Genomic DNA, 24,157 nt, shown 5'->3' with positions numbered 1-24,157 from the left:
GCCCCCCCCTGCCGCAATACAGAATAGTCACGGTCATCCTGCTTCACGCTGTAAAGATCCGTGCTTAACGACAGCTTTCGATCCAAAAACCAAGGCTCAACAAATGACAAGGTATAGGCTTCACGCGTCGAGCCAAATTCTGCGCGCAATTTAACTTTCTGGCCCGCCCCCATGAAAGGCTTCCCGCGAATATCAAAGTTTCCCTGACTGATCTCGGCAAACCCGATGAGTTTGTCGATGCTCGAAAACCCGACCCCGGTCATAAATTGGCCGGTCCGCTGCTCTTCCACATTGAACACAAGATCCGCCTTATTCGTCGACCCCACCTGCTCATGGTCACAGTTTACGTTTGAAAAATAGCCCAGGTTTCGTAACCGGTTTTCACTCGTCCGCACGCGTACCCCGTCATATTGCTCTCCGGGATAGATCAGCAATTCACGGCGGATAACCTTATCCTTCGTCACACTGTTGCCCCGGATCAGGACATTACGAACAGTGGTCAGACGCCCCTCATTCACCACAAAACGGACATCCACCTCCCCGGCTTTCTCACGGAGATCCAGCTTGGGTTGGACATAAGTATCCATATAGCCGCGGCTTTCATAATAGTCGCGAATAGCATCGGCGGATTTATTGATGACAGAGGTTGAGGCTTCCCCTGCTAGTTTCAAATCCGCAGCCTTCAAGAGGGGGGCATCCGGATAAATGGTGGCTCCGGAGATCGAGACTTTCGCAATGGAATATTTCAAATTTTCCTGAATCGGCACAGTGATGACGTATCGGCCGGGAGCCTCTTCACGTTTTCGGGGCGTCTGGACGTCCACATCCAGAAAACCCGCGTCTTTGTAAACGGCCCGGATCCGCTCGCACCCGGCCGTCAACTCTTCGACACTGTAAGGTGTGTGATGAAACCAACTTAATGGGTTATACCACGCCATGATCTCCATGGCTTCCCGGATAACCGACATTTCAATCGACTTCCTGCCCGGGAATAAATAGCGCACTATCTGGGCTTTATCCCCTTCCTTGATGTTAACCAATAAAGAAACCTGCTCCGCATGACCCGGCACCGGTTCCATACTTGCATCAATCTTTGCCGTGGCAAAAAGCCGCTTGCGATATTCTTCGGTCAACTTCACCACCCGGGCGGCAATGGTGGGATCATCGATATAATCTCCGGGATTCAGCCCCAATAAATCCTGAACCTTGGACACACTAAGCTCTTTATTCCCGCGAACACGCACAGGATTAACCAGTTTGTGCTTCATGCGCACCACATACGCCAAAGTCACGCCATCGCCAACCGTATCCACCTCGGCACTGACGTCTGTAATTTTACCCGATGCCAATAGGGAACGCACATCATTCGCCACTTCTGCCCGGTTCAAGGGAGCGCCCTCACGCATAGCAATATAGGCCCGCACCATCTGCTCATCCGCAGTGATCGGCCCCACTGTCTTGATTTTCAATACCTTGACAACCGGTTCAGCCAAGGACGGCAACGCCACACAGCAAAGCACCAAACTGAGACTCATAAATTTGCTTACAGTCATAGTTACCGAACCTCCTGATGCATATATGCCGGCTGGACACCCGCCTCGTCAACGCCATGCGCAGCGTCACGAAAACGAGTGAAGGAATCATCAAACGCCATCCTGACTTCTTCCATCGCCGGCCCGTTACGGTTTTTGGCAATCTCCACAATGGCCAGCGTGCGGTCTTCCCGCTCGGGATCATTTGAGGTCCGGCAAGGCCGCCGCAGCAACATCACAATATCCGCATCCTGCTCAATGGAACCGGAGTCACGCAAATCCGACAGCTTCGGTTTTTCCTCACCCCCGCGTGCCTCAGGCGCACGACTGAGCTGACTCAACACGAGGACGGGAACGCCCAACTCCTTTGCCATGCCTTTGATGCCGGCGGATACCATGGTAATTTCAACCTGACGTCCATGTCGCGAGTACTCCGGCGCACGCAGGAGTTGTAAATAGTCGATCACGATCAACTCAACATTATGTTTGCTCTTCATACGGCGCGCCCGGGCGCGCAGTTCCATGATGTCAAGTCCCGCGCTATCGTCGATAAAAATGGGAGCATGCTTCAAAAGATTGGCGGCATTAATCAGATGGGCATGATTCGTCGAAGAAATAAATCCATCTGAGATGGCATGTCCGGACACTCCGGCATGACAACAAATCATACGTTTGACCAAATCCAGACAGGACATTTCCAAACTGAATACCCCCACGGGACGTGGCCTGGATTCCGGGTCAGCCTTTCCCAACGCCACATGCTCCACGACATTCATGGCCAATGAGGTTTTCCCCATTGAAGGACGGGCGGCGAGCACGACCATATTGCCGGGCTTCAGTCCTTTGATCATTTTGTCCAGATCCCTGAATCCGGTGGGGATCCCCTGAAACCCTTTTTGTTCGTTATCAAACGTACGGATGATCTCATCCACCATCGTCGGCCAGGGACGCATCTGGCCGTGCTGATGAGCCGTAATATCAAAGAAGGCCTGCTCGACATGGCTCAATACCTGCGAGGCTTCAACACTGGGATCATAACAGCTCTGCTCTGCCCGCCGGGAGGTTGAAATCACTTCGCGCAGCAGGTGCCGGTCCCGCACGATATTAATGTAATATTCGGCATGGGCCGAGGTGGGCGTCGCATCCACGATACGATGGAGCGTGGTTGCCCCCCCAATTCGGTCAAGCAACCCGGTACTCTTCAGGCGCTCCCCCACCGTCAAAAGATCTAGAGGCCGTCCCCCATGGGCAAGCTCCAGCATGACTTCAAAAATGACACGATGGGCGGGGATGTAAAAAGAATCGGGAGCCAATTGTCGTTCGATGCAGAGGTCCATGACCTTATCTGCATCGAGCAACACGGCTCCCAGCACCCCCCGCTCCGCGTCCTCGCTATGCGGTGGAACGCGCTCGACAGGCGTCACCTTGGACGAGACAGGGGCTTCATTGGCCATAGGAACTTATTCCTGCACGACCCACACCTTGATGAGGGTCTCGACGTCAACACCGACCTTGACCTTGACATCAAAAGCGCCCAATTCCTTAATGGGTTGCTCCAATTCAATCGCGTGCTTGTCCAACTCAAAACCCTGGGCCGCCAGTAACTTGAGGATATCGCCACTGGTCACGGAACCAAAGAGCTTATCGCCTTCGCCGACCTTGACAGGAATAGTGTAAGACCCCTTCTGAATGGCCGCGGCCAGATCCAGAGCCTTCTCCTTCAACGCCTTGCGTTCAATCTCGCGCTGAACCTGAAGCTTGGCGAGTTGACGACGGTTGCCTTCTGTAACCGAGGCAGCCAAATTACGGGGAAGCAAATAGTTTCGCGCATATCCCTCGGAAACCTTGACAACTTGTCCGGCGGTACCGAGATCCTTGACGTCCTGCATCAAAATCATTTCAATTGACATATTATACTCCTATCAATTTAGCGCAACAAACCCATCACCCGGGCACGACGGATCGCACGGGCCACTGAACGCTGCAACTGAGGTGCGGCACCCGTTAACCGTGCGGGCAGAATCTTACCCTGTTCGGAGGTGAATTTACGCAGCATTTCATAGTCGCGCGGATCGATATGCTTAATGCTCTCAACCTGAGGCACACGACGCTTCGACACCATGTTTACACTACTGTTGTTCTCTCGCATAGCCATAACTAGTCTTCCTTCTCCTTAAAAATTAAAACGGCAAATTATCTTCATCCCCGGTCGGCGGAACCTCTGCTGACGTCACCGGAGGTGCACCCCCACGAACCACTTGCGCCGGACGAATCTCGCCAGCGGGTGAATCCGCAGAATCACTATACTCCGCACCGCGTTTGGGCGCACCGATGAACTGAGTCCGGTCGGCTACTACCTCCATGCGGTTAAATTTCTGACCGTCCTTTTCCCACTCATCATACTTCAGGCGGCCTTCCACCAGAAGAGGCGAACCTTTGGACAGATATTGCCCGCACGCTTCCCCTTGTTTGCCCCAGACCACCACATTCACATAACAGATTTCCTCCCGATCTTCACCGGAGGCTAACTTGTATTTATGGCTAACTGCCAAACGTATTTTGACCACAGCCTTTCCTGACGGCAAATAGCTTACCTCGGGATCACGGGTAAGATTTCCCAGCAGAAAAACTCGATTCATCGTGGCCATACAAGACTACTTTCCGATCAGGCGGGCACCGCAGGCGCGATGACGGGTGCCTTATTCAGGGACTTCTCGTCCAAACGGGTGATCTGAACGCGGAACACATCGTCATTCAAGTGATAACGGGAGGTAAGCACGCTTATCTTGTCAGCCGCAATCTTGAAAGTGACGGCTAAATAAAAGCCGGATTCCTTCTTCTGCATAATCCGGGCAAATGAACGGCGACCCATATCGCGAGTTTCCAAAACCTTACCGCCAGCCTTCTCGATCTCACTGGTCACATAGGCTGCCAGATCCTTCAAACGCTCTTCTTGAACGGTTTCACCAAAAATGAACAATCCTTCGTACATATTCACTGCTTTTTTCCTCCTGCCGTTACATCGTCTAAGCCGGCCGGATTTTCCTGCCTGGCATTAAAGCGGTTCATCGCAAAATCCATTCCTTTTTCCAAAATGACCTGAACGGCATCTGCCGTTTCCTCGATCGCCCTCTGGACCACCGCCCACTCTTCGCGTCCGAACTTTCCAAGCACATGATCTACCAGATGATCGCGGGTTGCCCCGCGCCCAATCCCGACCCGCACCCGTGCGTATTCCGTCGTACCCAGGACCTCGTTGATTGACGCCAACCCGCGATGTCCTCCTGCCCCTCCCTTTTTACGAAGGCGCAGTGTTCCGAGCGGAATATCCGCATCATCCACCACTACCAGCAGATCCCCGGGACTTAATTTGCGGTAATTTAAAACCGCCCCGACCGCCCTGCCGCTATTATTCATAAACGTTTGTGGTTTCACGAGGAGCAATTCCTCGCTGGCATACGCTGCCGTGCCCACCAACGCATCAAATTTCGAACCGGCTTTCAGCTTGCATCCCAAGCGTTCCGCCAGACAATCCACCAAAATAAACCCCATGTTATGCGGCGTTCGCTCGTATTCCAAACCCGGATTGCCTAGACCCACCACTATTTTCACGGTCATCGCTCCGAGCCCTACGAACCCAAACCACACCCCTTTTCAGGCGGCACAGCAGGTTACTTCTTGGCAGGCTTTTTCTCTTCCTTTTTCTCGCCCTTGGCCGGAGCCGCACCCTTTGCAGGGGCTGCCGCACCCTTTGTAGGGGCTGCACCTTCAGCGGTCGCGTCTTCCTTCTTCTTGCCAATGACTTCCGGAGCCGCCGCTGCTGCCGCTGCTGCTTCGTCGACCTTCTCCTCACGCGGCGTCACCACCGTAGCCACAGCTACATCACCAGCGGTCAATACCGTATATTTTGAATCCAGTTTAATGTCCCGGATCATCATGGTCTTGCCCAAGCCAAGCTCGGATACATCCACTTCGAAAGATTCCACCAGGTCGCCCGGCAAACACTCGACTTCGATCTGACGCAACAAGTGCTCCAGAATACCGCCCTGCTGGGACACACCCGCAGGCTCACCCTTGAGCTCGATGGAGATCGTGACGCGCATTTTCTTAGTCATCGAAATTTCCAGGAAGTCGGCATGAAGCACTGAGCCGTTCATGACATCGTGCTGAACCTCTCGTAACAACGCCTTGCTCACCTGACCATCAACATCCAAATCCACAATCAGATTTTCGCTGGAGTTATGCGTGATCATCGAATCGAAAGCGCGACTGTTGATCTTGATCGAACAAGCGGCTTTTTCCCCGTACACAACGGCAGGCACAAAGCCTGTCCGGCGCAGGGCCTTGGAGGCCGAAGTTCCGGAAGTTTCGCGTTTGCTCGCAGATAATTTAATTTCTTTAGCCATACTTACCTTTTCCCTTTCAACTTAACCTAAACTTTAAATAACGATGATACCGACTGATTGTCATGAATGCGCAAAATAGCTTCCCCAAGCAAGCCCGCCACCGAGAGAACCGTCACTGGAAATCCATTCGTGTTGGCCATCAACGGCACCGTATCCGTAACCACCAGTTCTTTGATCTGGGAGTTCTTCAACCGCTCCACCCCAACATCTGTCAACACCGCATGGGAAACCGCTGCATAAATATTCTCGGCGCCGTTCTCTTTCAAAATGCGTGCCGCCGTCGTCAGGGTTCCAGCCGTCGTCGCCAAATCATCAACCAATACACAATTACAACCACGGACATCACCCACCATGGTCAAGGCTTCAACTTCACTGGGGCCCTTGCGCTGCTTGGCCACAATGGCCAGCCCGGCACCAAGCATCTCGGAATAGGCATGAGCCATCTTGAGGCCACCGGTATCGGGCGATACCACCACCAACTTGCCCAGCTTTTTGTCGATCAGGTATTTCGCGATCACCGGCGAGGCATACAGATGATCCACGGGAATATCAAAGAATCCCTGCAACTGCTGCGCATGCAAATCCATCGTCAACAACCGGCTTGTTCCTGCGGCCACCAGAATATTAGCGACCAACTTCGCAGTAATCGGAACCCGGGGCTGATCTTTACGATCCTGCCGCGCATAGCCGTAAAACGGCATCACCGCTGTAATACGGGCGGCGGACGCACGACGCAACGCATCCACCATAATCAATAATTCCATCAGGGTTTCATTCGGCGGATGACAGGTGGGTTGAACAATAAAAACATCCCGACCTCTGACATTTTCAAGAATCTTCACAGCGGTCTCACCATCAGGAAACCGGCTGACCATTGCTTTCCCGAGAGGAATGCCAAGCGAGTCGGCAATATTCTGTGCCAATTTCGGATTCGCTGTACCTGTAAAAATCTTCATAATAATCTTTTCAATTCATCATTACCGCCGGATGGTTGCCCGACTAGGATTTGAACCTAGACTCTAGCCGTCAAAGGGCCGTGTGCTACCATTACACTATCGGGCAATATTTGCGCAATCTTCGTCCATAACCATGAACCCAACTCACGCTTTACCTGCGATTCAATCGCCAGGGCTTGGTCGTGATTTGAGGCCATGGCAAAAACCGAGGCCCCGCTGCCCGACAACAATACCCCTAACGCCCCTGCTGATTTCAGCCTCTCGGCAATCATCGACAGGAGCGGATATTTATTAAAAACCACCGCTTCCAGAGTATTATGAAGGCTGGCAGCAGCCAGTTTCACGTCTCCTCCTTCTAGCGCAAAGTACGCATTGATAAAGGTTTCTTGCGGCGAAGTCAACCCTGTTCTAAATCTGCGGTAGATATCCCGGGTGGGAACATTAAACCCGGGATTAACAACGACAATCCACCATTCAGTTCCAACAGGCCAGTGACAGGTTACCGGACGCACCTTTTCGCCCCGTCCTTCCATACAAACCGGCTTCCCATATACCATTGCCGGAATATCACTGCCTAATTGGGCGCCCAATTCCATCAGTTGTTCAACCGGTACCCCCGTATTCCATAACCGATTCAAGCCGACCAAAGTCCCTGCGGCATCCGCGCTGCCCCCGCCCATCCCGCACCCAATCGGGATTTCTTTCTGAATTTCAATATGAGCGCCACCAGAATGCCCCGTGACGTCGCGTAACAGCCTGGCGGCACGAACTGCAAGATTATCACACGGCGCCGGCAATATAAACTGATTCTCCCCGGGCAACCCGACAATCGCACAGGAAACCTCAATCGATGGCACCGCTGTCCGGGTGAGCGTAAGGGTATCATAGAGCGATACCGGAACCACCAGACTCCGGAGGTCATGATAGCCGTCCGGTCGCTTTCCAAGAATCTCGAGCGTGAGGTTGATTTTGGCAGGAGCCAACACCTTCACTACAGCGGAATCATCACCAGTTACGTGTTTCGTTTTCACCATGGCGCGGGCGGAGTTACCAAACCCCTTACCCCGTGTCAAGGCGGGATAAAAATTACCCCACCGGCTTGGGCAGGAATATTTCCTGAAAGAAACTCCGTGCGTAACGATCCGTCATGAGCGACATGTGATCGATGACAATCTGAGACAGGGCAGGACGATCCCTCTTTCCATACATCTTCTGAATAAAATGATGCAACTCGCGTACGGCAATCGAATCCTTGTCACAGGCCAATCCCCACTGGGTCTGCCGGCGCGAAGAAAGTTCACGCAGCTCAAAATCAAAGATGCTGGCCAGCATATTTTCCGCCCGTACCGCATATTCTTTCAACAGCGGATGGTAATAAATATTCTTACAATTATACTGATAGAGTTGTGTGAAGGCCTCAAAGACATCATCCGAAAACCCGATCCGCTCCGGGGTTTTGAGATTGGTGCGGATCATATCCGTCACTAGATTATTAATAATGGTGCGGTTATCCGCTCCCAATATCCGGATCACCGCCTTGGGCAGGGCAGGCATCTTGCCGAATACACTTAAGGCATCTTCATAATCCCGCCCGGAATAGGCAATCCGGTCCGCTAACCGCACCACACAGCCCTCCAATGTAAGCGGGACTATCCCGCGGCGTTTGATCTTCTCCAAAGCAGACCCCTGCTTGGTGCGTGGCCCCAGATATTGCTCCGTACTCTCTCCGCAATGACAGACAATGCCATCACGCACCTCATACGTCAGGTTTAAACCATGCTCTTCCGTGGACGGACGGAAGGCCAACCGATCCACTACCCGCAAACTATGAAGCTCATGGGAAAATGACTGCGTGGCATCAATCCGCTTCCATAACTTATCCAAGGCGGTCTCCCCGGCATGCCCAAAGGGGCCGTGCCCCAGATCGTGCCCCAGCGCTATGGCATAAGCGAGATCCTGATTCAAACCCAGCGCACGGGCAATCGTTTGGGCAATGGACGCCATATAGAGAGAATGATCCACCCGCGTAGACACATGGTCACTTTCGGGCGAGAAAATCACCTGAGTCTTGTAGCGAAGCCGCCTGAAGGCCGTACAATGAAGGATTCGATGGGCATCCCGTTGGAACGATAACCGGATGGGATCCTCCGCCTCCTCACGCTGCCGCCCAAAACTGGCCGAACTGCGGGTAGCCAAGGGATGATCCAATATCTTCTCTTCCCGATCCTGGGCAAACTCTCTTAGGGTCTTGGTCATGTGCCTTCCTATATCAAGCCTGCTACTACCTCGTCCAGAAGGAACAGGGCAAACAAATCATCGAATGTATGGCCATAGTGGGGGCCAGCCCTTTTGGGCTCCATATATCCTTCAACGAAAGGGAAGCCTAATTCCGCCGAAAAGATGGTCGGATGGATTTGACGATGTAAGGCCGATCTCCCTTGGGAGTGGCACTAGGCTACGATTAGTTTCTTCAGATGTTCAATATAGTAGCACCAGGTCTTCCATGAGACGTTTGGAGGAACCAGGTGGTCGAGCGCCGGAACATAGCGGCCTGCCGCAAGCATTTCGGCCGCCTTATCCAACTCGGCATGAATCGCGCTCAACGGCTGACCATCGGCCAGGGTATTCTTGTCGAGTCCGCCCCATATGCCCAGTTCCGGGAAATGCCTGCGGTATTCCCTTACATCATTACCAGCCTGAACTTCAAAGGGGAAGAAGACATTGATGCCGTGTCGGGGCATCACGTCGACCAGTTCGTTGACCAGTCCGTCGGAATCAACGGAGAGCAGTGGAATGTTGTTCGCTTTGGCGAAGGCCGTAATCCGGTCATACTGCGGCATCATGAAGGCCTCCACCATGGCCATTGAAATCAAGGAGCCCTGTTTGCCCGACATATCCTCCCAAATATGAATATGGTCAATCTGAATTCGGGCCTGGATCCGTTCATAGAGTTTGAGCCACAGCGTGGTGAAGGTCTCCATCATGTCATGGATGACCTCCGGCATGGTGTAGAACCCCACCAGCAGTTCCTCCACACCCAGCAGATCGCGAGGCGTACCAAAGTGACCCCAGGGAAACACACCCACCTGAACCGGTACATCCCTAGCTCGGATGGCACCAAGTTGGTTTAAGCCGGCCAGGCGTCCCTCGAAATCCGGAAACAGGCGCTCGTCCTTGTATCGCTTCCAATCATCTTCCGACTTGACAGGGTAATCCAGGAATTCGGGCATGGAGCCACCATTCTTCATATTCCGCACCGTGAAGCCGCGCCAGTCGAGCGACACCACCGTATCACCTTCATCCTTGAGGATTTTACCGTCAAAATGGGGCCAGGGGCCATACTCCACCGGCACGACGGCAAAGTCGTCGTCGAACCCATGATAGGTCTTTAAATTCAAGTCCTGTAGGCCGGACTCGGTTTTCCATCGCCCATAGGTCTCGCCCCAAGGACAGAAACCCAGGCCAATGCCAAACGGCGCCCGATCGACCGGTTTGCCCAAAAAAGTATTGATAATCCGCTCGCGATTGGTCATGTGTGTCTCCCGAATACTGTTTCATGTAAAACGTCTCACATCACCCCGGATTAAGTCTATACACAGAAACGACTTACTTCTGGACTTTTCCGACATTACGATTTAGCGTGAGAAACATGGTCGAGACTGTTTATGCTGGCTTTAACCGCGTTCCGCAACTGGGGCCTAGGCTTCATAGTCATGAGCTCTGGGAGATGGTGTTCTATACACAGGGGGAAGGCCGGATTCTGGTCGGGCAGAAATTCTACGATTTCCGGTGTGGTACCACCCTCTGTCTTCCTCCGGCAATTCCGCATGAGGAGCACACACACATTCCCTATTGCAATTATTGCCTGTCCATTCGCGGTATAGAGTGGGAGCCACATGTCATTGAGGTTCAGGACTCGGGGGATCATCCGATTTTCGCGCTGGCGAGGTTAATCTGCCAGGAGGCACTTCAAGAGGCACCCCTCCATCAGGAGCGAATGGAGCACCTGGCCACGGTATTGATCAGCCATATCGAGGAAATCCAGAAATCAGGACGCCCTGACTATGTTCAAAGGCTTAAGGAAGAGCTGCTACGCAATGTGGATAATCCCGACTTTGACCTTGGGCAGCGTATGGAAGGGTATCCTGTGTGTGCGGACCATCTTCGCCGCTGTTTTGAAAAGGCCTTCGGAGTCAATCCTAAGTCCTTTCAGCTGCAACTCCGCCTGGAACAGGCGCGTCAGCGACTTCGAAACGGTCAGAGTGTCAAGGAGGCGGCCCGGCAAAGCGGGTTCCCGGATCAGAATTATTTTTCGCGCCGGTTCAAGTTTCATTTTGGATATTGTCCCACCGAGTGTTCCCCTCGCCTCCGATCTGATGTCGTCTGATAAATCGGAACCGCACGTGACCCAGTTGTCGGATCCGGTTACTGCCCCGCATGTAATGCCACGGTACTGATCCCTTTTGTAGTCATTTTTCACTCCCTTTTTAACTTGTCTTGTTTGTCTATCGAGTAACTATACTGTCGTACAGCGATTATGGTTTGTAAATAAATTTGTTAGTTTTTATACGTCGGTTATTTCGACCACCTCGAAGCCAGCCATTTCAATCATCCGCCTATCGGCCTGACATCCTTGTCCCGGCGTGGTGAGATAGCCGGAAGTGAACATTGAATTTGCAGGGTAAAGAGCCAGAACCTGAAGCGGGCCGAGGCAGGCTTCCCGGCCTCCTGCAATTCGAATTTCGCGATCGGGGTGAACGAACCGGAACATGGCCAGGGTACGCAGGACATCCCCTGCGGAAATTCTGGATCGATTCATCAGTCCGGTTCCAGAGCGAGGATCCAGAAAATTTAATGGAATGGAATCCGCCTTAACGTCCCGCATGGCCAAGGCTAGATCCGCACGGTCTTCCAAGGTCTCCCCCATGCCCATCAAGCCGCCACTGCATAGTTCCAATCCGGCCGCCTTTACTCTTGCCGCCGTAGCTTTGCGCTCGGCGTAGGAATGGGTCGTGCAGATGAAAGGGAAAAACCGCTCCGACGACTCCAGATTATGATTGTACCTGTTCACGCCTGCCGCCTTGAGCTCCGCCGCCTGCGAATCATTGAGTATCCCGAGCGAGACGCAAATCGACAACGGAAACTCGCTTTTGATCCGTCGCACGGCACTGGTAATCCTGTCGAGATCCGCGCGTGACGGCGATCGCCCGCTGGTGACGATGCAATACCGGATGGCCCCCATCTCTTGAGCCTGCTTCGCCCCCTGCAGAAGTTCTTCCTCGCTCTGGAGCGGGTAACAGGGAACTACGCCTGTACTGGCGCTGGACTGACTGCAATACGAGCAATCTTCACTACAGCCTCCGCTTTTGGCATTGCGGATCACATGCAGACTGACTTTCCTGGAAAAATATTTCGCCCGCAGTAAAAATGCGGCGTGTAAAAGGTTCAGGAGCTCATTCTCCTCCGACTTCAGAATAGCCAAAGCCTCATCACGCCCTATCCCCTCGCCTGCCAACACACGGTGGCTCAGGGCAATCCAATCATATTCCATATTTATATTTTTCATAATGTAAGCACGGATATTCCCGAATTTTAAATTTGATACTCGTATTCCGATTGATGGACAAAAAATGCAGGACTAATATCGCCGATGTTATCCACCGATTCGGCTGTAGAGTTATCGTCCGGGTCGCGCCAGTGGACCCACTGCCGGGACAGAAGAATGCTGCCGGCTGAAAATCCAGCAAGCACGGCCCCCGCCAGAAATCTTTCACGTATTAAACCGGTCACCCCTCGTTCAAGAAGGGTTTTGATGACTTGAAAGAACCCAGGGTCATCACCGCTCGCAGTCCCAATATAGGCCACACTTGGCCGTGAAATTCCGGTTTCACCCAACATTTCCCGTATCAATGGGTCGCGGGATTTCTGATGATGATAGGAATCACCGGAAAGAAGATAAACTGGTTTTACTGTGTTCAAACACCCTCACACCATTAACACTATGTAATCTGTAGACATAGTATTATATCTACTTTTTGCGGTCAATTTGATTTCCTTTCGGACTTCGAGAGTGATACTATACAAAAGTAGTCGCATTTGAACTATGTCATATTATTGCATGCACAGAAAACATGAAAACGAAAGAGTTGATTGTAAATTCTAAAAACGGGATTCACTTAAGAGTTGCGGGAGAAATTGTCAAATTAGCCAAGTCCCATGACTGTAAACTATCCCTTTCCTGCAATGGCTGCCCGCGTGCCAACGCCTGCTCAATTATGCAACTTTTGACTCTGGATGCCGCCAAAGGATCAAAATTGGAAGCAAGTGCCGAGGGACCGGACGCTGAACTCGTGATTGAAAAACTGTCCGATCTGCTCTCGGACGGGGCGGGGATTTGACACTCTCTTCAATGTTCGCCACCCCCACCTTCAAGCTGAATGGCATAGAGCACATAGGCCCGAAGTTCGGCCGTTTGGTTGGTATTCAATTTTGACAGGCCTGACATCCCCGGAAGTAGGAGCTCCCATTGTTCCCGCGAATATTTTCTTACAGGTTGAGCGACATGACATCGGGCACAGCGCGTAAGATAGCGTTGCCTGCCAGAGGACAACGATTTGGTATCGATGCTTGAACCCGTCATGGCTGGATTAACAGGCGGTGCAGTATCCGTTAGGGCGATACCTGCACAACCTGCTGATCCGGCAATTAACAGGGTCGTCAGCACCCCCCGCAAGTTGACCCGCTTTATATACTGATGAATCACAGGGTCATTCCCAAAATCATGCGGGTTACATAATCAGGACTATCGTCGCTTTTTGTCAATTGGACACTGAGTGTGATCATCGCCACCTTTAACCTCGAGGTAGCCCGCCAGGCCTATCGGATCAACCGTAGGATTGAGAAACATATAAATCGTTTCCAGCGCGACATCTTTCCAGGTCGCCTCCATATCCTCACCGCTACTTTTCTCAATCTTCCAATCCGACAGATAAAGCGCGACCTGCCAGTTATCAGAGATGCTGTACTCCAACTCATGCCTGAAATCAAAACCCTCATACCTGGGTGATGCTTATTAGTTTCATTACTGATTACCTTCTTTTCCTTTGTTTGTTTTTATCCGTTCCGTTTCAACGGCCATCCGGTCAGCCATGTCGCGCCCCAGCATCACCCGGCTATCCTTCAGCCCCACAATGACCGGTTCGATTCTGTCATTTTGATGCACATCAATCATGACCACTGCAACTTTATTTACGGCAATGTCCGAAGCCTCTTCCTTGCGAAGCGATAAATGGTAGCCCTTAATTTTCACATCTATCGGATCTCCCATGGGGGCAACCCGAATGACTTCGACCAAACTCCCTGTGGTGACGCCCATATCTGCGATGCGGCGCCGGATGGCGCTGGCACCGCCCACCTTGACGATCTGCCCTTTCTCTCCGGGCTTCAATTCACTTAACGTTGTGCTCATTGATTCAATCTCACCTTGTCTGGGTGTGTTTCTGACATCCGCCAGGCACTGCGAAATACAGGTCTCACACTTCTCCGTAGTGTGCACGGCCTCCTTGCACTGGTAGCCGAAGCCTCGCACCCATTTGGCTCCTGCCCGGGGACAGGTCTCAACAAAAGCGGCAAATTCCAAGAGCCGGTCAACAATCGGCTTTGAGATGCCATGCTCCAGGCGACAGGCAACTTCATCAGCCTCTTTGCTCTCAACCCCCAGAACTTTAACAAAAAAATCATGAAGGGCTTCGTGTCGCCACAGAACCTTTGTCGCGACCTCTGTCCCCTGTTGGGTAAGCGTGATAAAGCCATAAGGCTCGTAGTTTACCAGGCCGCGGTCGCGTAACGCCTGGAGGGCACCAGTCACCGAAGAGCGATTGACCTTCATGCCTTCAGAAATGTCCTTTGCCCGTGCTACAGCACTTTTCTGGATAAGCAGGAGAATCGTCTCCAGATAGTTTTCCATGTTCGCGCTTAATGCCTGTGTATCTGCTGTCATAGGTCGTCCCTCCAAATACTCTCCCAATTGTTTGCCGCGACAAACTTACTACGTGGCGCCATACTTAGTCAACATAAAACGTTACTTAACTTACGGCAGGATATCCCGCGCGTATAAATCGCCTTAAAAAATCAAAAAAAAGTAGACAGTCATCCTTTTTGTGATATTGTCTACTTTGTCTATTAAACACATAGTGATTGAAGCCGGAAAATGAAAACAGAAATCCTATTCGTAATTGTCTTACCGTTCATGATGTCGTTTGCGGTCTCAACTGGCGCACGGGACAACAAATTGCTGAACGCATCTTATGACCCTACCCGGGAGATGTATCAGGCTTTTAATGCCTCCTTCGCAGAGTATTGGCATGCCCAGAGCGGAGAGACCGTAAAGTTCAAGCAATCGCACGGCGGTTCCGGAAAACAGGCCCGCTCAGTCATTGACGGACTTGCCGCCGATGTGGTGACTCTGGCATTGGCCTATGATATTGACGCCATCGCTGAAAAAGCGGGGTTGCTGCCTAAAAACTGGCAAACCCGTCTGCCGGACAACAGCTCCCCCTACACCTCCACCATTGTATTCCTCGTGCGCAAGGGGAATCCCAAGGGTGTTAAGGATTGGGACGACCTGGTCAAGCCCGGCATTTCGGTTATCACCCCGAATCCAAAAACCTCGGGGGGAGCCCGCTGGAATTATCTGGCCGCTTGGGCGTATGCGCTGAATCACTACGGCAACGATGAACAGAAAGCCCGCGATTTTGTCGCGCGACTCTTAAAAAATGTCCCCGTTCTGGATTCGGGGGCACGTGGTTCGACCACAACTTTCGTCCAGCGCGGGATCGGAGATGTCCTGCTTGCCTGGGAAAACGAAGCCTTGCTGGCGGTAAAGGAGGCCGGGGGCGACCAGTTTGAAGTGGTCGCACCATCACTCAGCATTCTGGCAGAGCCCCCCGTAGCCGTCGTGGATAAGAATGTGACGCGACATGGCACGCAAAAAGTCGCAGAGGCCTATCTGCGTTACCTCTATTCCGAGGCCGGCCAGGAGATCGCTGCAAAGAACTTCTATCGCCCACGTAATGCAGCCATTGCTGCCAAGTACGCAGCCCAGTTCCCGAAAATCAATCTGATTACCATCGATGCGGTATTCGGAGGCTGGCAGAAAGCACAACTCACTCATTTTTCTGATAACGGAGTTTTTGACCAGATTTACTCAAACTAAAATATATGTCATTCCGCGCCAAAGAATTCAGTGTGCTGCCCGGGTTTAATCTGACCATGGGTTACACCCTCCTTTATCTGGGGCTCATTGTCCTCCTGCCAATGGCCGCTCTGACTTTAAAAAGTGCCGGCGCGGGGTGGACTGGCTTCTTCCAAACGCTCACGCATCCCCGTGTCATGGCCTCCTTCAAACTAACCTTTGGAACCGCGCTTCTTGCCGCGCTCGTAAACGTGGTGATGGGCACCGTCGTGGCCTGGTTTCTGATCCGGGTGAAATTCCCCGGGAAACGCTTCATTGATGCCCTTGTGGATTTACCGTTTGCCATGCCGACCGCCGTCAGCGGTATTGCGCTGACAGCCCTTTATGCTCCCAATAGCTTTCTGGGCGGGCTTCTATTGAAACTGGGGATCAAGGTGGCCTTCACTCCTATCGGCATCACCGTGGCCATGATTTTCATTGGCTTGCCCTTTGTTATCCGCACCATACAACCCGCACTTGTAGACCTTGGCCGCGATCTCGAGGAGGCCTCGTTAACTCTGGGCGCTTCCCGCAGACAAACTTTCTGGCGTGTCATACTGCCCCTGCTCACACCATCCCTTCTCACTGGCTTCACCCTCTCATTCGCCCGGGCGGTGGGTGAATACGGTTCGGTAGTTTTCATTGCAGGGAATATGCCGATGAAGACCGAAATTGCCTCGCTCTTGATTTTAACCAAACTGGAACAGTACGACTACACTGGAGCAACCGTCATTGCCGTGGGAATGCTCCTGATTTCCCTGGTGCTCATACTCATCATCAACGCGCTCCAAAACTGGAGCAGCAAACACCTGGCCACCTGACATGAACCACAGCTCATCCAATTCAAACACCAGCACACACCCGGCAATGGACCCGCCGCTCTGGGTCAATGCGCTGATTGCCACCATCTCGCTCGGATTCCTGGGCCTGTTTATTGTCGCACCCCTGGGAATTATCCTCCATGAGGCATTTCGTGCAGGGCTTCACGTCTGGTGGGCCAGCGTGCGGGAACCGGATGCACTGGCGGCCATCCGCCTGACCCTCCTGGTCGCCGCTATCGCCGTGCCTCTGAATCTGGTGTTTGGCGTGGCCGCCTCCTGGGCAATAGCCAAGTTCCGCTTTAAGGGCCGCACCTTCCTCCTGACCCTGATCGACCTGCCTTTTGCAGTGTCGCCGGTGATTTCCGGCCTGATCTTCGTACTCCTCTTCGGACTGCAGGGCTGGCTGGGGCCCTGGCTGGCGGATCATGACATTCAAATCATCTTTGCCGTCCCCGGTATTGTGCTGACAACTATCTTTGTCACCTTTCCTTTCGTGGCCCGTGAATTAATCCCCCTGATGACTGAACAAGGCTCAGAGGAAGAGCAGGCGGCGCTCAGTCTTGGTGCCAACGGCTGGCAGGTGTTCCGCCGTGTAACTCTGCCGAATATCAAGTGGGGACTCCTGTACGGAGTGATCCTGTGCAACGCCCGCGCCATGGGGGAATTTGGCGCCGTCTCAGTCGTGTCGGGCCATATCCGGGGTGAGACCAATACCCTGCCGCTGCACATCGAAGTCCTTTATAACGAATACAATTTCGCGGCCGCATTTGCCGGGGCGTCCCTACTGGCGGCCCTGGCCCTGGTGACTCTGGCTATCAAAAGTCTGGTGGAATGGAGGAGTGGACAGGCATGAGCATTATCCTGAAAAACATCAATAAGTCATTCGGCACCTTCAAGGCGTTGAACACGATCAATCTCGAGTTTAAATCCGGGGAACTGACCGCGCTATTGGGGCCATCGGGCTCGGGGAAGACGACACTACTGAGGATTGTCGCCGGCCTTGAAGAGGCGGATCGCGGAACTGAAGCGGAAATTCTTTTTGACCAGGAATCGGTGACCGGAAGTCCGGTACACCGGCGCAATGTCGGCTTTGTCTTTCAGCACTACGCCTTGTTCCGACACATGACCGTATTCGAAAATATTGCATTCGGACTCCGGGTGAAACCACGATCGGAACGACCTGACAACAAAACAATCACAGAAAAAGTGACGAAACTCCTGAGTCTGGTTCAGATGGAATCCCTGGCAGAACGCTATCCCCCGCAGTTATCCGGCGGACAGCGCCAGCGGATCGCCCTGGCCAGGGCGTTGGCAATCGAACCCAAGGTCCTACTATTGGACGAACCGTTCGGGGCACTCGATGCTCAAGTGAGGTCTGAATTGCGTCGCTGGCTCCGGCAACTCCACGACACGATCCACGTCACCAGTATCTTCGTAACCCATGACCAGGAGGAAGCCCTTGAGGTCGCCGACCGGATCGTGGTGATGAACCGGGGCGTCATTGAACAGGTGGGGACGCCGCAAGATGTCTTTCACCGGCCGGCCAACAAATTTGTGATGCAGTTCCTGGGCGATGTCAATGTCTTCCATGGGCGTATCGAGAGTGGCCATGCCGTGTTCACTGAGGCCCCGGCTGAGTCGGTGGAGGCCGCTGCCCGAATGCTGGTCCGTCCGCATGACCTGCTGATCCAGCGTCCGCACGATGGGTCAGGCCAGGGAATTTCAGCAAAGGTTTATCGAGTCATGACCGCCGGATCGGTGGTCAAAGTTGAATTGATCGATCATCAGAACCGGCTGATACAGGTGCATCTGTCGCACGAGCGCTACCGGGAAACCCCGGTGACTCCGCACGAGGAGGTCATCGTGGTACCCCACAAGCCCCATGTGTATGCCGGGGAAGATAAATGGGATGGAAATTACGTCATTTAAATGTGGAGACTAAAAAATGAAGCTTGATGAAATTATCAGTTTGCGCCAGGAAACCACCCCCTTAAGTGTGGAGGATCGACTGAAGTGGGCCGCGGACCACTTCCCCGGGAAAATCATCTTTGCCTCAGCACTCGGGGCAGAGGACCAGGTGATTACCGACCTGATCGCCCGGCTTAAGCTCGCCATCCCCGTCGTCACGCTGGACACAGGCCGGTTATTTAACGAAACCTATACCCTGATCCAGAAAACCGAGGCTCGCTACGGCTTCCGGTTCCGCATTCAGTTTCCGGATCGCCAGGCGGTTGAATCCATGGTGGCGGAACACGGCATCAACCTGTTCCGTGAGAACATTGAGAACCGTAAACTCTGCTGCAAAATCCGCAAGATCGAACCCCTGCGCCGCGCCCTCTCGGGCTTCACAGGGTGGATCTGCGGATTACGCCGGGACCAGTCTGTGACGCGCTCCGACGTGAACACGGTTGATTGGGATGAGGCCAACCAGATGCTCAAAATCAACCCGCTGTTCGATTGGAGCGAAAGTCAGGTCTGGGAGTACATCGCCCGGCATGACGTTCCTTACAACGAGTTGCATGACCGGGGCTATCCGAGCATTGGATGCGCCAGCTGCACACGAGCCATAAAACGAACGGAAGATGTCCGCGCCGGTCGCTGGTGGTGGGAACAGCCGGAACAGAAGGAGTGCGGATTACATTGGGTCGACGGCAAACCGGTGCGGAGCAAAACGGCAGGGAATAGTTGAACAGAAGCGCGCGAAGACCGCGAAGGAGAGCATAAATGAACCATTACAACTTAAGTCAATTGAAACAACTGGAGGCTGAAAGCATCCATATATTCAGGGATGCAGTCAGTCAATTTGAGCGTCCGGTCCTCCTCTATTCCATCGGGAAGGATTCGTCGGTACTGGTACGGCTTGCCCAGAAGGCGTTTTATCCCGGCCGACTGCCATTCAAGCTTCTGCACATCGATTCAACCTGGAAATTCAGGGAGATGATTGAGTTCCGCGACCGCTTCTGCAAGGAACAGGGGTTCGACCTCATGGTTCGCTCCAATGAGGAAGGCAAGGCCGCAGGAGTCAACCCGTTCGACTACGGCAGCCGGAAATACACCGACATCATGAAAACCCAAGCCTTACTACGCGCCTTGGAACAGAACAAATTTGATGTGGCCTTTGGTGGCGCCAGGCGCGATGAGGAGAAGTCGCGCGCCAAGGAGCGGATCTATTCCTTCCGCGACCAGCATCACCAGTGGGACCCCAAAAATCAGAGACCGGAATTATGGTCGCTCTATAACGGCCGGATCAATCCCGGTGAAAGCGTGCGGGTATTCCCGCTTTCCAACTGGACGGAAACAGATATCTGGCAATACATCCGTCTGGAAAAGATCCCGATTGTCCCCCTTTATTTCGCCAAACCCCGTTCCGTGGTGGAACGCGACGGATCCCTGATTCTCGTGGATGATGAACGCATGCGAATGAATCCGGGCGAAAAGCCCATGGAGAAAATGGTGCGATTCCGAACGCTCGGTTGCTATCCCCTGACCGGTGCGGTCGAGTCCACGGCCACAACCATTGAGGACATCGTGGCCGAAATGTTGCAGACCCGGGTGAGTGAACGTTCAACCCGGATGATTGACCATGACGGTGATTCGTCCATGGAACAAAAGAAACGGGAGGGTTATTTCTAATGAATATTGATGTATTTTTAAACCAGCACGAAAAAAAAGACCTGTTACGCTTTCTCACGTGCGGCTCGGTGGATGATGGAAAATCCACCCTGATCGGCCGCTTGCTCTATGACAGCAAGTTGATCTTTGACGACCAACTCAGTGCCTTACGCAAAGACAGCGAAAAGAATGGAACAACCGGCCACGGCGAAATTGATTATGCACTACTGCTCGACGGCCTTAAGGCTGAGCGGGAACAGGGCATCACAATTGATGTAGCCTATCGTTACTTCGCCACGCCCAAGCGAAAGTTTATTATCGCCGATACACCAGGCCATGAGCAGTACACCCGGAATATGGCCACCGGCGCCTCCACCGCCAGCCTCGCCATCATTCTTATTGATGCCCGATACGGGGTTGTGACTCAGACTAAGCGTCACGCCTTTATTATTTCATTACTGGGGATCCGGCATCTCGTGGTGGCCATCAATAAGATGGATCTGGCCAGCTATGACGAAGCTGTGTTCAACCGGATCCGGGGTGAGTTCGCTGCCTTTGCAGAGCAGCTTAACATCCCCGAGGTCGTCTATATTCCGCTCTCGGCCCTCAAGGGCGATAACGTGGTGGACAGATCACCGCACATGACCTGGTTCAAAGGGGATCCGCTTCTGACAGTTTTGGAAACGGTCGACATGGCCAATGATAACAATTTCTCTGACTTCCGGTTTCCCGTGCAATATGTGATCCGGCCCAACCTGAATTTCCGCGGCTTCGCTGGCAGCGTGGCCTCCGGGGTGGTCAAGGTGGGTGATAGAATCCGGGTATTGCCGTCCCAGAAGGAAACTACCGTCAAATCCATCGTCACGGCTGATGGCAATCTTGATCAGGCGTTTCCCCCACAAGCGGTGACCTTGGAACTGGCTGAGGAAATCGATATCAGTAGTGGCGATATGATTGTCCATCCGCATAATCCGCCGATATCCGATAGAAAAATCGAGGCTATGACGGTATGGATGACAGATGAACCTTTGAAGGAGGGCTTGACCTATCTCCTCCGCCATGCGGGTCACAACGTCAAGGCCCAGGTGAATACCATCCTCTATTCCATCGACGTCAATACCATGGAGAAACGGGCATCAACCGAACTGGGGCTCAACGAGATTGGGCGGGTGGCGTTTAACACCACACATCCCCTCCATTTTGACCCCTATGCAAAGAACCATGCCACGGGCAGTTTCATCCTGATCCATCCGATCACCAACACTACGGTCGGGGCCGGAATGATTACCGGAGCTCAGGTTAACCGCGACAACAGTCCCGGCATCACCGGTGACAACGCTATTGCCGCACAGGAGCTGGCCAGAAAGCTGAAACTCCTCATAACTCACCTTGAGGCCGGAATAGTGCCTGAGGCCAATATCCAATTGATTTTGAAACTCTTGTCGGAAAAGAATATCATTCTCGACTATTCCATTTAATTCACGAAACGAGGTTGAATGAGCACTTCCAAGCAAAATGGGAACGGCCCCCTTTATAACGATCTTGAGGCGGCCATTGCCGGTTATACGGCTGGAACATTGAATAGCAACCAGTTGAAGCCGGTGCTGGCCCCTTTCGGCATCTATGAACAACGCAATGCCCAGTTCATGCTTCGCGTCCGGATCACGGGTGGCCACCTCGCTGCAACTGCTTTGCGCGATCTGGCTGATGTGATGGAGAAGAACAACATCCCATTGGGTCATCTTTCCAGCCGGCAGGCCATCCAGTTACATGATGTGGCCGTGGAGAAAATCGTTGAAACGATGATCCAATGCCATGCGATCGGCCTTCCGTTCAAGGGAGGCGGAGGAAATACCTATCGCAACATTCTCATTTCAGCAGACAGCGGCCTGGCACGGGATGAGGCTTTTGATGTCCTCCCCTATGCTGAGGCTATCCATCGGATCCTTGCCAACCGACCAGAGGCATTCCTGCTACCCAGAAAATTCAAAGTCGGGGTTTTCTCGAAACCTTCCGAGGCATTTCTGGCTGCTGCGCAGGATCTTGGGTTTCTTGCCGTGACCGCCGGTGAAAAACGCGGCTTCACCGTCTATGGCGGCGGCGGCATGGGGCGGGATAGCGGCTTGGGAATTAAGCTGATTGAGTTCCTCCCTCACGACCAGTTTATTAGGTGTACTTTGGCGATGCTTAATCTCTTCAGCGACCAGGGAGACCGTGTTAACCGACATCAGGCCCGGCTCAGGTATGTACTCAAGAATAGAGGTGCGCAGGACTTTGCCCGTCTGTTTCATTTCTATTTCGAGAGAAACACTTGGGATCCCCCTATTCTTCCGCCCAGCCCCGACTATGCGGCATTGGCTAACCGGCGCAAAAGAATACCTGCAGGACTTCCATTACAAGCAGGTTACGAGGTATGGAAACGTCACGCCGTGGGCCACACTCGACTGGGAACTGACCAGGTTACGGTTCGTCTTTATGTCCCCTATGGCAATCTCACTCCCGAACAATGCCGGCGTCTAGCTGGAATTGCAGAGGACTTTGGGGGAAGTTTCCTGCGGCTCATGAGGAGTCAGGATCTGCTTCTGGGCCCTGTATCTGAGACATCCTTGCCAGCCCTATACAACCGGCTTATCGAGAATTTCCCGGGGCTGGACTTGACGCTCCGCTCATTCCGGGGACATATCACCACCTGTGTTGGATCCTCCGTGTGCAAAATCGGGGTTCTGTCCGCTCCAGCTTTGGCTGATACCATCTCAGAAAAAATGGATGCACTTCTCCCGGCAGATACGCCGGAAAAGCTTAAGATCCTTCGGCAGCTGACGGATAACCTTCTGATCTCCGGTTGCCCTAATTCCTGTTCAGGCCATCCAAGCGCAGGATTAGGATTACAGGGATTGAAACGGCGTATTGGGGACAAAATCGAAGAAGCCGTCCTACCCTTCACAGGACGCTCCCTTCAGCCCGAGTCCCTACGGCTGTCAACCTATGATGAAGCCAACCCGGCCATCACGATTGAAAACCTGCCCGCCTTCGTTGCCGAATCACTTGGATTCAGGACGCTTTAAGAAAAAGGAACCGGCAAATGGTCATTCTCTACCGAACGATGATCTTCTGGTTGAGGAGCGGAGCGACGATAGCCAGCAAGATCTGGTTCGCTCAGATTTCGTTCTGAATATCTTCTCTGGTGAGTTCGCAATCTCGGAGGATCTGGGCGAGAAGTCCTCGGCCCATGCTCTCGCCACGGTGAACAAGAACCACCGTGCATCGTCCGTCGGGGTGACGGAGAAAGTGGTGACTTCCCTTGATCCGGATGATTTCAAAGCCAAGGCGCCGAAGCGCCTTGATGAGTTGAAGGCCATTGAGGGAGGGAAAAGTGCTCATGCCATGGCCGCAACACGCTGGACACCGACAAACTGATTAGCGACAGGGTCTTCAACTTCCAAGCAAAGTTCAATGGCCTCTTTAATCCTCTTCATCAGGACATCGAGCGACTTCGCTTGCGTATGACACCCCCGCAAAGCGGGCACTGATGCCATAAAAAAACCATCCTCATCCTTTTCGATTACCACATTAAATTCTTTTATCATCTGTCACCCTC

The 24,157-nt window shown here is 52.9% G+C and carries 28 protein-coding genes and 1 tRNA gene; 10 read left to right on the top strand and 19 right to left on the bottom strand.

The window, feature by feature from the left end; translation table 11 throughout:
* The 12 genes from bamA to WCI03_11765 form a co-directional block, all read right to left on the bottom strand.
* The coding region (bamA, locus tag WCI03_11820; protein ID MEI8140539.1) for an outer membrane protein assembly factor BamA at nucleotides 1-1,553 on the bottom strand (1,553 nt) is incomplete at its 3' end.
* Between the two features lie 2 nt (nucleotides 1,554-1,555).
* Entirely contained in the window at nucleotides 1,556-2,986 is a 1,431-nt protein-coding gene (gene dnaB / locus WCI03_11815; protein MEI8140538.1) for a replicative DNA helicase, read from the bottom strand.
* 6 nt (nucleotides 2,987-2,992) lie between these two features.
* A complete protein-coding gene (gene rplI / locus WCI03_11810) occupies nucleotides 2,993-3,442 on the bottom strand; it encodes a 50S ribosomal protein L9 (protein MEI8140537.1) in 450 nt (149 codons plus the stop codon).
* 17 nt (nucleotides 3,443-3,459) lie between these two features.
* Nucleotides 3,460-3,681, bottom strand: a complete 222-nt coding sequence (gene rpsR, locus WCI03_11805) for a 30S ribosomal protein S18 (protein MEI8140536.1) — start codon at nucleotides 3,679-3,681, stop codon at nucleotides 3,460-3,462.
* A gap of 31 nt (nucleotides 3,682-3,712) precedes the next feature.
* Nucleotides 3,713-4,180: a single-stranded DNA-binding protein gene (ssb, locus tag WCI03_11800; GenBank protein MEI8140535.1), complete on the bottom strand. Its 468-nt coding sequence runs from the start codon at nucleotides 4,178-4,180 to the stop codon at nucleotides 3,713-3,715.
* A 17-nt stretch (nucleotides 4,181-4,197) separates the two neighbouring features.
* The gene (gene rpsF, locus WCI03_11795; GenBank protein MEI8140534.1) at nucleotides 4,198-4,524 is read right to left on the bottom strand and encodes a 30S ribosomal protein S6; all 327 of its coding nucleotides are present in this window, start codon (nucleotides 4,522-4,524) and stop codon (nucleotides 4,198-4,200) included.
* 2 nt (nucleotides 4,525-4,526) lie between these two features.
* Entirely contained in the window at nucleotides 4,527-5,150 is a 624-nt protein-coding gene (pth, locus tag WCI03_11790) for an aminoacyl-tRNA hydrolase (protein ID MEI8140533.1), read from the bottom strand.
* Between the two features lie 53 nt (nucleotides 5,151-5,203).
* Complete coding sequence (locus tag WCI03_11785; protein MEI8140532.1) at nucleotides 5,204-5,938, bottom strand: 50S ribosomal protein L25; 735 nt, start codon at nucleotides 5,936-5,938, stop codon at nucleotides 5,204-5,206.
* Nucleotides 5,939-5,964: 26 nt separating this feature from the next.
* The gene (locus WCI03_11780) at nucleotides 5,965-6,894 is read right to left on the bottom strand and encodes a ribose-phosphate pyrophosphokinase (GenBank protein ID MEI8140531.1); all 930 of its coding nucleotides are present in this window, start codon (nucleotides 6,892-6,894) and stop codon (nucleotides 5,965-5,967) included.
* Nucleotides 6,895-6,926: 32 nt separating this feature from the next.
* Nucleotides 6,927-7,000, bottom strand: a tRNA-Gln gene (locus tag WCI03_11775).
* A gap of 980 nt (nucleotides 7,001-7,980) precedes the next feature.
* Entirely contained in the window at nucleotides 7,981-9,150 is a 1,170-nt protein-coding gene (locus WCI03_11770; GenBank protein MEI8140530.1) for an HD domain-containing protein, read from the bottom strand.
* A 194-nt stretch (nucleotides 9,151-9,344) separates the two neighbouring features.
* Nucleotides 9,345-10,427, bottom strand: coding sequence for a uroporphyrinogen decarboxylase family protein (locus WCI03_11765; GenBank protein ID MEI8140529.1), 1,083 nt, complete (start codon nucleotides 10,425-10,427; stop codon nucleotides 9,345-9,347).
* A gap of 116 nt (nucleotides 10,428-10,543) precedes the next feature.
* Here WCI03_11765 and WCI03_11760 point away from each other — a divergent pair, with 116 nt between their 5' ends.
* Nucleotides 10,544-11,281, top strand: coding sequence for a helix-turn-helix transcriptional regulator (locus WCI03_11760; GenBank protein ID MEI8140528.1), 738 nt, complete (start codon nucleotides 10,544-10,546; stop codon nucleotides 11,279-11,281).
* Between the two features lie 177 nt (nucleotides 11,282-11,458).
* On the opposite strand, the gene bioB is transcribed toward WCI03_11760, so the two are convergent.
* On the bottom strand, nucleotides 11,459-12,460 hold the full coding sequence (gene bioB, locus WCI03_11755; GenBank protein MEI8140527.1) for a biotin synthase BioB: 1,002 nt from the start codon (nucleotides 12,458-12,460) through the stop codon (nucleotides 11,459-11,461).
* A gap of 26 nt (nucleotides 12,461-12,486) precedes the next feature.
* Nucleotides 12,487-12,873: a hypothetical protein gene (locus tag WCI03_11750; GenBank protein ID MEI8140526.1), complete on the bottom strand. Its 387-nt coding sequence runs from the start codon at nucleotides 12,871-12,873 to the stop codon at nucleotides 12,487-12,489.
* A gap of 152 nt (nucleotides 12,874-13,025) precedes the next feature.
* On the opposite strand from WCI03_11750, the gene WCI03_11745 reads away from it, so the two are divergent.
* Entirely contained in the window at nucleotides 13,026-13,292 is a 267-nt protein-coding gene (locus tag WCI03_11745) for an HPr family phosphocarrier protein (GenBank protein MEI8140525.1), read from the top strand.
* An 8-nt stretch (nucleotides 13,293-13,300) separates the two neighbouring features.
* Here the strand turns inward: WCI03_11745 and WCI03_11740 are convergent, their stop codons facing one another.
* The 3 genes from WCI03_11740 to WCI03_11730 are packed head-to-tail and all read right to left on the bottom strand — an operon-like array spanning nucleotide 13,301 to nucleotide 14,893.
* Nucleotides 13,301-13,657, bottom strand: coding sequence for a hypothetical protein (locus tag WCI03_11740; protein ID MEI8140524.1), 357 nt, complete (start codon nucleotides 13,655-13,657; stop codon nucleotides 13,301-13,303).
* Nucleotides 13,658-13,696: 39 nt separating this feature from the next.
* Nucleotides 13,697-13,924 (bottom strand): hypothetical protein, encoded by a 228-nt coding sequence (locus WCI03_11735; GenBank protein MEI8140523.1) that lies wholly within the window; start codon nucleotides 13,922-13,924, stop codon nucleotides 13,697-13,699.
* A gap of 51 nt (nucleotides 13,925-13,975) precedes the next feature.
* On the bottom strand, nucleotides 13,976-14,893 hold the full coding sequence (locus WCI03_11730) for a metal-dependent transcriptional regulator (GenBank protein MEI8140522.1): 918 nt from the start codon (nucleotides 14,891-14,893) through the stop codon (nucleotides 13,976-13,978).
* A 249-nt stretch (nucleotides 14,894-15,142) separates the two neighbouring features.
* Between WCI03_11730 and WCI03_11725 the strand changes: the two genes are divergently transcribed.
* From WCI03_11725 to WCI03_11690, 8 genes are read left to right on the top strand one after another with little or no spacing between them, the layout of a single operon-like run.
* Nucleotides 15,143-16,108, top strand: a complete 966-nt coding sequence (locus WCI03_11725) for a sulfate ABC transporter substrate-binding protein (protein ID MEI8140521.1) — start codon at nucleotides 15,143-15,145, stop codon at nucleotides 16,106-16,108.
* A 5-nt stretch (nucleotides 16,109-16,113) separates the two neighbouring features.
* Nucleotides 16,114-16,947 (top strand): sulfate ABC transporter permease subunit CysT, encoded by an 834-nt coding sequence (cysT, locus tag WCI03_11720; protein MEI8140520.1) that lies wholly within the window; start codon nucleotides 16,114-16,116, stop codon nucleotides 16,945-16,947.
* A 1-nt stretch (nucleotide 16,948) separates the two neighbouring features.
* Nucleotides 16,949-17,800, top strand: a complete 852-nt coding sequence (gene cysW, locus WCI03_11715) for a sulfate ABC transporter permease subunit CysW (GenBank protein MEI8140519.1) — start codon at nucleotides 16,949-16,951, stop codon at nucleotides 17,798-17,800.
* The gene (locus tag WCI03_11710; protein ID MEI8140518.1) at nucleotides 17,797-18,876 is read left to right on the top strand and encodes a sulfate ABC transporter ATP-binding protein; all 1,080 of its coding nucleotides are present in this window, start codon (nucleotides 17,797-17,799) and stop codon (nucleotides 18,874-18,876) included. The genes cysW and WCI03_11710 overlap by 4 nt, the downstream gene beginning before the upstream one ends.
* 16 nt (nucleotides 18,877-18,892) lie before the next feature.
* Nucleotides 18,893-19,636: a phosphoadenylyl-sulfate reductase gene (locus WCI03_11705; protein ID MEI8140517.1), complete on the top strand. Its 744-nt coding sequence runs from the start codon at nucleotides 18,893-18,895 to the stop codon at nucleotides 19,634-19,636.
* A 35-nt stretch (nucleotides 19,637-19,671) separates the two neighbouring features.
* Nucleotides 19,672-20,580, top strand: coding sequence for a sulfate adenylyltransferase subunit CysD (gene cysD, locus WCI03_11700; GenBank protein ID MEI8140516.1), 909 nt, complete (start codon nucleotides 19,672-19,674; stop codon nucleotides 20,578-20,580).
* Nucleotides 20,580-22,037 carry a sulfate adenylyltransferase subunit CysN gene (cysN, locus tag WCI03_11695; protein ID MEI8140515.1) on the top strand — a complete coding sequence of 486 codons (1,458 nt, stop codon included), beginning with the start codon at nucleotides 20,580-20,582 and terminating at the stop codon, nucleotides 22,035-22,037. The genes cysD and cysN overlap by 1 nt, the downstream gene beginning before the upstream one ends.
* Nucleotides 22,038-22,055: 18 nt before the next feature.
* Nucleotides 22,056-23,624: a nitrite/sulfite reductase gene (locus tag WCI03_11690; GenBank protein ID MEI8140514.1), complete on the top strand. Its 1,569-nt coding sequence runs from the start codon at nucleotides 22,056-22,058 to the stop codon at nucleotides 23,622-23,624.
* A gap of 91 nt (nucleotides 23,625-23,715) precedes the next feature.
* On the opposite strand, the gene WCI03_11685 is transcribed toward WCI03_11690, so the two are convergent.
* Together WCI03_11685 and WCI03_11680 are read right to left on the bottom strand one after the other, a co-directional pair.
* A complete protein-coding gene (locus WCI03_11685) occupies nucleotides 23,716-23,940 on the bottom strand; it encodes a type II toxin-antitoxin system HicA family toxin (protein ID MEI8140513.1) in 225 nt (74 codons plus the stop codon).
* Nucleotides 23,937-24,146, bottom strand: a complete 210-nt coding sequence (locus tag WCI03_11680) for a type II toxin-antitoxin system HicB family antitoxin (protein ID MEI8140512.1) — start codon at nucleotides 24,144-24,146, stop codon at nucleotides 23,937-23,939. Before WCI03_11680 ends, WCI03_11685 begins: the two co-directional genes overlap by 4 nt.
* Between the last annotated feature and the right edge of the window lie 11 nt (nucleotides 24,147-24,157).

It is taken from the genome of bacterium, from assembly GCA_037143175.1.
In the GTDB taxonomy this organism is placed as follows: Bacteria; Verrucomicrobiota; Kiritimatiellia; order CAIKKV01; family CAITUY01; genus JAABPW01.
Note: the sequence above shows the minus strand (reverse complement) of the source record. Positions and strands in the feature narration are given on the sequence as shown.